Source organism: Gordonia sp. 852002-10350_SCH5691597 (genome assembly GCF_001665715.1).
Lineage (GTDB): Bacteria > Actinomycetota > Actinomycetes > Mycobacteriales > Mycobacteriaceae > Gordonia > Gordonia sputi.
In genome coordinates, this window is the sequence record NZ_LZMO01000203.1 from 1 (window position 1) to 6445 (window position 6445).

Here is a 6445-nt window from a genome sequence, read left to right on the forward strand (position 1 = left end):
CATCACCAACAGATCGCCCGCCGACAACGTGAATTTCAACGACGCTCCGCCGCCGCGCGGCCGTAGAGCCAGCGGGCGCGGTGAGCCGAGGGAGACGATCGCGACCATCGTGTCGTGGGTGGCGCCGCGACCGAACCGGTCGCCGTGCCACGCAACCGAATCCGATCCATCGCGATACAGGCAGAGGCCCGCTGTCGCGAAGCCCTCGGGTAACTCGTCGCGGTAATGCGCTGTCAGGGCCGCTCGCGCGTCGACGAGCAACGGGTCGGGGAGTTCGTCACTCGCGCGGTAATTGCAGACCAGCCGCGGGACGTCGACAACCCTGTCGTACATCCGACGACGCTCGGCCCGCCACGGAACGTCGTCGCGCAGAGCGTCGAACAGGTCGGTGCTGCCCGCGATCCATCCGGGCCGCAGATCGACCCACGCGCCGTTGTTCAGGACCCGACGTTCGACGTGCGATCCGAGATCGCGCAGCCGTGGTGACTCGGCGTCGAGGTCGAAGATCGATCCCTGGACTCCTGCGCTCATGGACGTCAGCCTACACCGATATCGAACATGCGTTCGCAAAGCGGGTGGAAGGGGCCGCGTGGGACGTCGCTCACAATCGCGGCTCGGAGGTGGCACACCGACGTCGCCCATCGGTATACCGGAGCACAAGTGTTAGCAACTAACACTTCTTAGTTGCTGCCGGAATGTCCGAGTCTTCTCGAGGGAGTGCACACAGATGGCGTCGTTGTTGTTTCGGGTGGGACGGTTCTCGTTCCGCCACAAGTGGTGGGTGATCGGGGCCTGGGTGGTCATCGCCGCGCTGCTCATCGGACTCGTGGGGGCGTTGAACCCCAAGTTCGCGAAAGACTTCGAACTCCCCGGAACCGACTCCGGAACTGCGACCTCGCAGGTCGAGGAGTATTTCCCCGAGGCGATGAAGCAGCAATCGCAGGCCTCGACGAGCGTCCTCGTTGCCGCGGACGATGGGCTGGCCGCCCATTCCGCACAGATCGACGCACTCGTCGCCGACCTGCACACCTTGCCCGACCTGACCGACAAGGCAACGGTTCTGAACCCGGTCACCGTCGCCACGGCCAAACCCGAGCTCGCGTCCTCGGTCCTCGGTGACGGCGGCAAGGTCGGTTTGATCCAGGTGCGGCAGAACATCGAGCTGACCGACCTCACCGTCGAGAACAAGAAGCAGCTGACCGACATCCTCGAGAAGCATCGGGGCAACGGTCTGCAGGTCGAGGCCACGGGCTCGCTGATGAGCGTGATGGAGGCAGGCGGTAAGGCCGAGTTGATCGGCTTCGCCGTCGCCTTCGTGGTGATGATCGTCGCCTTCGGAGCGCTCGTCGCCGCGTTCATCCCGCTGATCACCGGCCTGATGGGCGTGATGATCACCATCATGCTGCTGCGGCTGAGTGCCGAGGTCATCACGGTCAACGAGACCGCCACCGCGATCGTCACCATGCTCGGCATCGCCGTGTCGATCGACTACGCCCTGTTCATCGTCTCCCGCTATCGCGGCGAGGTGAAGCGCGGCGGTGACAGAGCCGACGCCGCGGGTCGAGCGGTCGGTACGGCCGGCTCCGCTGTGGTCTTCGCCGGGCTGACCGTGATCATCGCGGTCGTCGCGCTGATGGTGGTCGGAATCCCGCTGATCACCCAGATGGGTGCGGGCGCCGCCGTCGCGGTGTTCATGGCAGTGATCGCCGCGCTCACCCTGATCCCCGCGCTGCTCGGTGCCGTCGGACGTTTCGCGTTCACCCCACGTATCCCGTGGATCAAGCACGCAGAAGAATCCGACACCGCCGACACCAACGGAGTTCGCTTCGGCCGCATGGTGGTTCGGCGACCCATCCCGTTCATTGTCGCGGGTCTCGCGGTGCTGGTACTCGCGGCGATCCCGGTCGGCAAGCTGCAACTGGGGCTCTCGCTCTCCAGCGACGACGAGGCTCCCGCACAGGCACTGCTGCAGCGCGGCTTCGGCGAGGGCATCAACGGCCCGCTGCTCGTCGTGCTGCACTCCGAGAACGGCACGGTCGAGAAGGCGGCCACCGAGACCGTCGCGCACATCAAGACGCTGCCCGACGTCGCCAACGCGTCGACGATGACCTGGCTGGGCAACGGCACACCGCAGCCGAACGTCGGAGCAACCGCCGCGCTGATCTCGGTGACGCCCAAGAGTGCGCCGTCGGATCAGGCGACGCACGACCTCATGGAGCAGATCCGCGACTTCAGTCCCGAGGCGCAGCGAGCAGGGTCGGAACTGCACGTCGGTGGTCAGACGGCCATCATGTCCGACCTCTCGGCCAAACTCGACAAGGCGTTGATCCCGTATCTGATCGTGGTGGTCGGGTTGGCGTTCCTGATCATGATCGCGGTGTTCCGGTCGATCTGGGTGCCACTGATCGGAACGATTGGCTTCATCTTCTCGGTCCTCGCGACGTTCGGCGTGACTGTCGCGATCTTCCAGGAGGGCTGGTTCGGTCTGATCGACAACACCAAGCCGATCCTGTCGTTCCTGCCGATCTTCCTGATCGGCGTGGTGTTCGGCCTCGCGATGGATTACCAGGTGTTCCTGGTGACGCGAATACGCGAGGAGTACATCCACGGCATGACCGCGAAGGAGGCGATCATCGCCGGCTACCGGCATGGCGCGCGTATCGTCACATCGGCGGCGATCATCATGATCAGCGTGTTCGCGGCGTTCATGCTCTCCCCGGACACGACGGCCAAGATGCTCGGCTTCTCGCTCGCGATTGCCGTGCTGTTCGACGCCTTCATCATCCGGATGATCGTGGTGCCCGCTGTCATCGCATTGCTGGGCGATCGGGCGTGGGGTCTGCCACGATGGCTGGACAAGCTGGTTCCCAATCTCGACATCGAGGGCGAGAAGGTGCGCGACCGCGGTATCCCGCAGGCGAGCGTCGACGAAACCCGCGAGGTCGCCGCCGCGGCGTCGAGTTGAGCGGACTGGATAAAGAGTAGATAGGGAGAGCAGTGCGATGACCGAGGCGACGAGTACGGCAGCGATGGCTACCGCGCCCGCCTCGGTCTCGCATGCGCCCGACGCCCCCGTACGCCCGATCGGGTTGCGCGAGAAGCACAAACGTCGCACCAGGGCGGCAATCCGCGCGGCGGCGATGGAACTGTTCGACGCCCAGTGGTACGCACAGACGACCGTTGCGCAGATCGCCGAGGCTGCCGACGTCTCCCACACCACCTTCTTCCGCTACTTCCAATCGAAGGAACAGGTCGTCATCAACGACGACCTCGACGACGTGTGGCAGGAGGCGCTCACATCGATCCCGCCCGGGCTCGGACGATTCGATCTCCTGCGCGAGATCGTGCGCAGACTCGTCGGCCTGGTTCTCGCCGACGACTGGGCCTCGGACCCGGCGCGGATGAAACTCATCCAGTCCGAGCCGGCGCTGCTGGTGGTCAACCAGGTCGAATCCGACCGCGCGATCTCCGAGGCCGCAGACTTCATCGCCGACTACCTCGGTGTCGACCGGGACAGCAGCCGGTTGCGGGTGTTCATCGCGGCGGTGGGCGGGATGATGTTCCACATCGCCAACGGGATCGACGATCCCCGCGACGGCAGGTTCCTCGACACGCTTCTCGAGGCGATCGACCTCCTGGAGGCGGGGCTACCCCTCTAGCGCTGCGGCGGCGTTCAGCGCCTCGGCTGCCGCGTCGAGCGTGCGCGCGGCCTCGGCCGTGTCGATGCGGGCCAGGCATTGTGCTGCGATGATCGCGGCCACGGTCAGCCGCGTGTGATGGTCGACGACGCTCGGTGTCGCATCTGGGAGCAGAGCCCGCACGCCGCGGAGAACCGCGGACGCGAGTTCGGCGCGATAACTCTCGATGACGGCGTGCACAGTCTCGTCGGAGCCGATCGGTGTGGCCGACGCGGTGAGGATCAGACATCCCGCCGGAGCGCCGCCCGTCTGCGCGATCGTGAGAATGGCGTCGCGGAGACCCGCGAGGTAGTCGATGAGCGCATCGGGGGAGACGTCGTCGGCGACGAGGCCGGCCAGGCGCGGTCGGACGACGGCGTCCAGGTAGTCCTCGACTGCGGCGTCGAACAGTCCGCGCATGCTTCCGAAGGCGTGGTAGATGCTCGACCGTCCCACCCTGGTCGCCTTCTCGATGTCGGTCACCGACACCTCTCCGAAGCCGCGTCGCCAGAACAGATCGCGTGCGACGCCGACGAGCTCAGCTCTGTCGAAGGTGGCGGTGCGGCCCACGGCTGTCTCCTCGTTCGAGAATTTATTGCAACAACCATTCTACTATGCTTATAGTGTAACGACCAGTGCACAATCGGAGGCAGGGAGAGTCGGATGATCGTGGCCGCAGTCGTATTCGTGGGTGTGGCCGTCGCGCTGCACTGCTACATCTTCGTCATGGAGTCGCTGCGATGGACGGCGCCGGCCACCAGGCGCACCTTCGGACTCTCGGCCGACGAGGCCGCCAACACTCGTGACATGGCCTTCAACCAGGGCTTCTACAACCTGTTCCTCGCCGTGATCGCCACGGTAGGGGCGGTGCTCGTCTTCACCCAACGCGACGTCGGTGCTGCGCTGATCTTCGCGGGCTGCGGCTCGATGGTCGCTGCCGGCGTGGTTCTGCTTCTGTCGTCGCCGACGAAGGCCCGAGCGGCACTGACCCAACTCGCGACACCGCTGGTGGCGGTCGTTCTGTTGGCCGCGGCACTCATCGCATGATCCGAACGTCTGGTCCCATACCCATGCAACAGAACTCATGTAACCGAAATACGAGGAGAGTGGAGATATGAGCACAACGAGCACGCAGATCCAATTGGTGAATCGCCCGGTCGGCTGGCCGAAGGACTCCGACTTTCGCACGGTGCAGGTGACTCTCGACGACCTCGCGCCGGGCGAGGTCCGCGTGGCAAACGAGTTCGTCTCCGTCGACCCGTACATGCGCGGACGCATGATCGACACCCGCAGTTACGTCCCGCCCTTCAAGCTCGACGAGACGATGACGGGGGGTGCGGTCGGGCGGGTCGTCGAGTCGCGTTCCGACGACGTGCCGGTCGGCGCGTTGGTGCTGCACCAGCTCGGTTGGCGCGATGTGGCGCAGGGCCCGGCGAAGGCGTTCACGGTGTTACCGGAGCCGCCCACAGATGCCAACGGCGACAAGGCGTTCGACTCGTCGGTCTACCTCGGTGTGCTCGGCATGACGGGGCTGACCGCCTACGTGGGCTTGACCGAGATCGCGGAGATGAAGCAGGGCGACGTCGTGTTCATCTCCGGCGCGGCGGGCGCCGTGGGGACCGCGGCGGGACAGATCGCCCGACTACTCGGCGCCAAGGCGGTCATCGGATCGGCCGGGAGCGCCGAGAAGGTCGAGTTGCTCACCGGGCGTTACGGATTCGACGTCGCGCTCAACTACAAGGACGCACCCATCCGCAAGCAACTCCGCGCTGCGGCGACCGACGGCATCGACGTCTACTTCGACAATGTCGGCGGCGATCACCTCGAGGCGGCGCTCGACGTCTTCAACGACGGTGGGCGTGCGGCGCTGTGTGGCGCGATCGTCGCCTACAACTCCACCGAGCGGATTCCCGGACCCGACAACATGTCCAACATCATCACGCGGGGACTGACTCTGCGTGGTTTCACCGTGGGTCACCACTTCGACAAGGCGCCCGAGTTCACCGCGAAGATGTCCGACTGGCTGGCGTCGGGCGAGGTGGTTTATGACGAGACGGTCGTAGACGGCATCGACCACGCGGTCGATGCCTTCCTCGACATGATGCGCGGCGCGAACGTCGGAAAGATGGTCGTGCGCCTGTAGGTGACGGTCAGTAGGGCGAGGAGTCAGAGTGTCCGCAGCCGCCGCGCGGCCTCGGCGATGACGTCGTCGCGTTTGGAGAATGCGAAGCGCACCATGTGTTTCCACGGCTCCTTGTCGTCGGCGAAGACGCTAACCGGCACCGCCGCGACACCGATCCGCTCGGGTAGCGTCCGGCAGAACTCGACGCCGTCGTCGTATCCGAGAGGCCGCGGGTCGGCGCAGGCGAAATAGGTTGCCTCGCTGCGATGGACGTCGAACCCGGAGTCGACGAGCGCGGAGGTGAGCAGGTCGCGCTTGGCCTCGAGCTCTGCCGCAGACGTGCGCACCCAGTCCATCTCGTTGTCCAGGGCGAAGGCGACGGCGGGCTGGAAGGGTCCCGAGCCGACGTAGGTCATGAACTGCTTCGCCGCACGCGCCGCTGCGACCAGTTCGGCGGGTCCGCTGATCCACCCGACCTTCCAGCCGGTGCAGTTGAATGTCTTTGCCGCACTGGAGATCCGGAGCGTGCGCTCACGCATGCCCGGCAGCGTGGCCAACGGGGTGTGGGTGCGCCCGTCGAACAGCAGGTGTTCGTAGACCTCGTCGGTGACCGCGACGACGTCGTGTTCGATACACAACCGGGCGA

General features: G+C 65.6%; 7 protein-coding genes. 4 read left to right on the forward strand and 3 right to left on the reverse strand.

The features are described 5' to 3' along the window. A partial coding sequence (locus tag A5777_RS14560) for an alpha-ketoglutarate-dependent dioxygenase AlkB (RefSeq protein ID WP_064863214.1) occupies positions 1–531 on the reverse strand: 531 nt, incomplete at its 3' end. Between the two features lie 196 nt (positions 532–727). Here A5777_RS14560 and A5777_RS14565 point away from each other — a divergent pair. Together A5777_RS14565 and A5777_RS14570 are read left to right on the forward strand one after the other, a co-directional pair. After that, on the forward strand, positions 728–2965 hold the full coding sequence (locus A5777_RS14565) for an MMPL family transporter (protein WP_064863212.1): 2238 nt from the start codon (positions 728–730) through the stop codon (positions 2963–2965). Between the two features lie 37 nt (positions 2966–3002). Further along, entirely contained in the window at positions 3003–3659 is a 657-nt protein-coding gene (locus A5777_RS14570) for a TetR family transcriptional regulator (protein WP_082933680.1), read from the forward strand. Here A5777_RS14570 and A5777_RS14575 read toward each other — a convergent pair. Continuing rightward, positions 3648–4247 carry a TetR/AcrR family transcriptional regulator gene (locus A5777_RS14575; protein ID WP_005204408.1) on the reverse strand — a complete coding sequence of 200 codons (600 nt, stop codon included), beginning with the start codon at positions 4245–4247 and terminating at the stop codon, positions 3648–3650. The two genes, A5777_RS14570 and A5777_RS14575, sit on opposite strands and share 12 nt — an antisense overlap. A 93-nt stretch (positions 4248–4340) precedes the next feature. Between A5777_RS14575 and A5777_RS14580 the strand changes: the two genes are divergently transcribed. Both A5777_RS14580 and A5777_RS14585 read left to right on the forward strand, forming a co-directional pair. Further along, positions 4341–4724, forward strand: coding sequence for a DUF1304 domain-containing protein (locus A5777_RS14580; protein WP_005204409.1), 384 nt, complete (start codon positions 4341–4343; stop codon positions 4722–4724). Between the two features lie 67 nt (positions 4725–4791). Then, positions 4792–5820 (forward strand): NADP-dependent oxidoreductase, encoded by a 1029-nt coding sequence (locus A5777_RS14585; RefSeq protein ID WP_005204410.1) that lies wholly within the window; start codon positions 4792–4794, stop codon positions 5818–5820. 23 nt (positions 5821–5843) lie between these two features. On the opposite strand, the gene A5777_RS14590 is transcribed toward A5777_RS14585, so the two are convergent. Continuing rightward, a partial coding sequence (locus A5777_RS14590) for an aminotransferase class I/II-fold pyridoxal phosphate-dependent enzyme (protein ID WP_156529390.1) occupies positions 5844–6445 on the reverse strand: 602 nt, incomplete at its 5' end.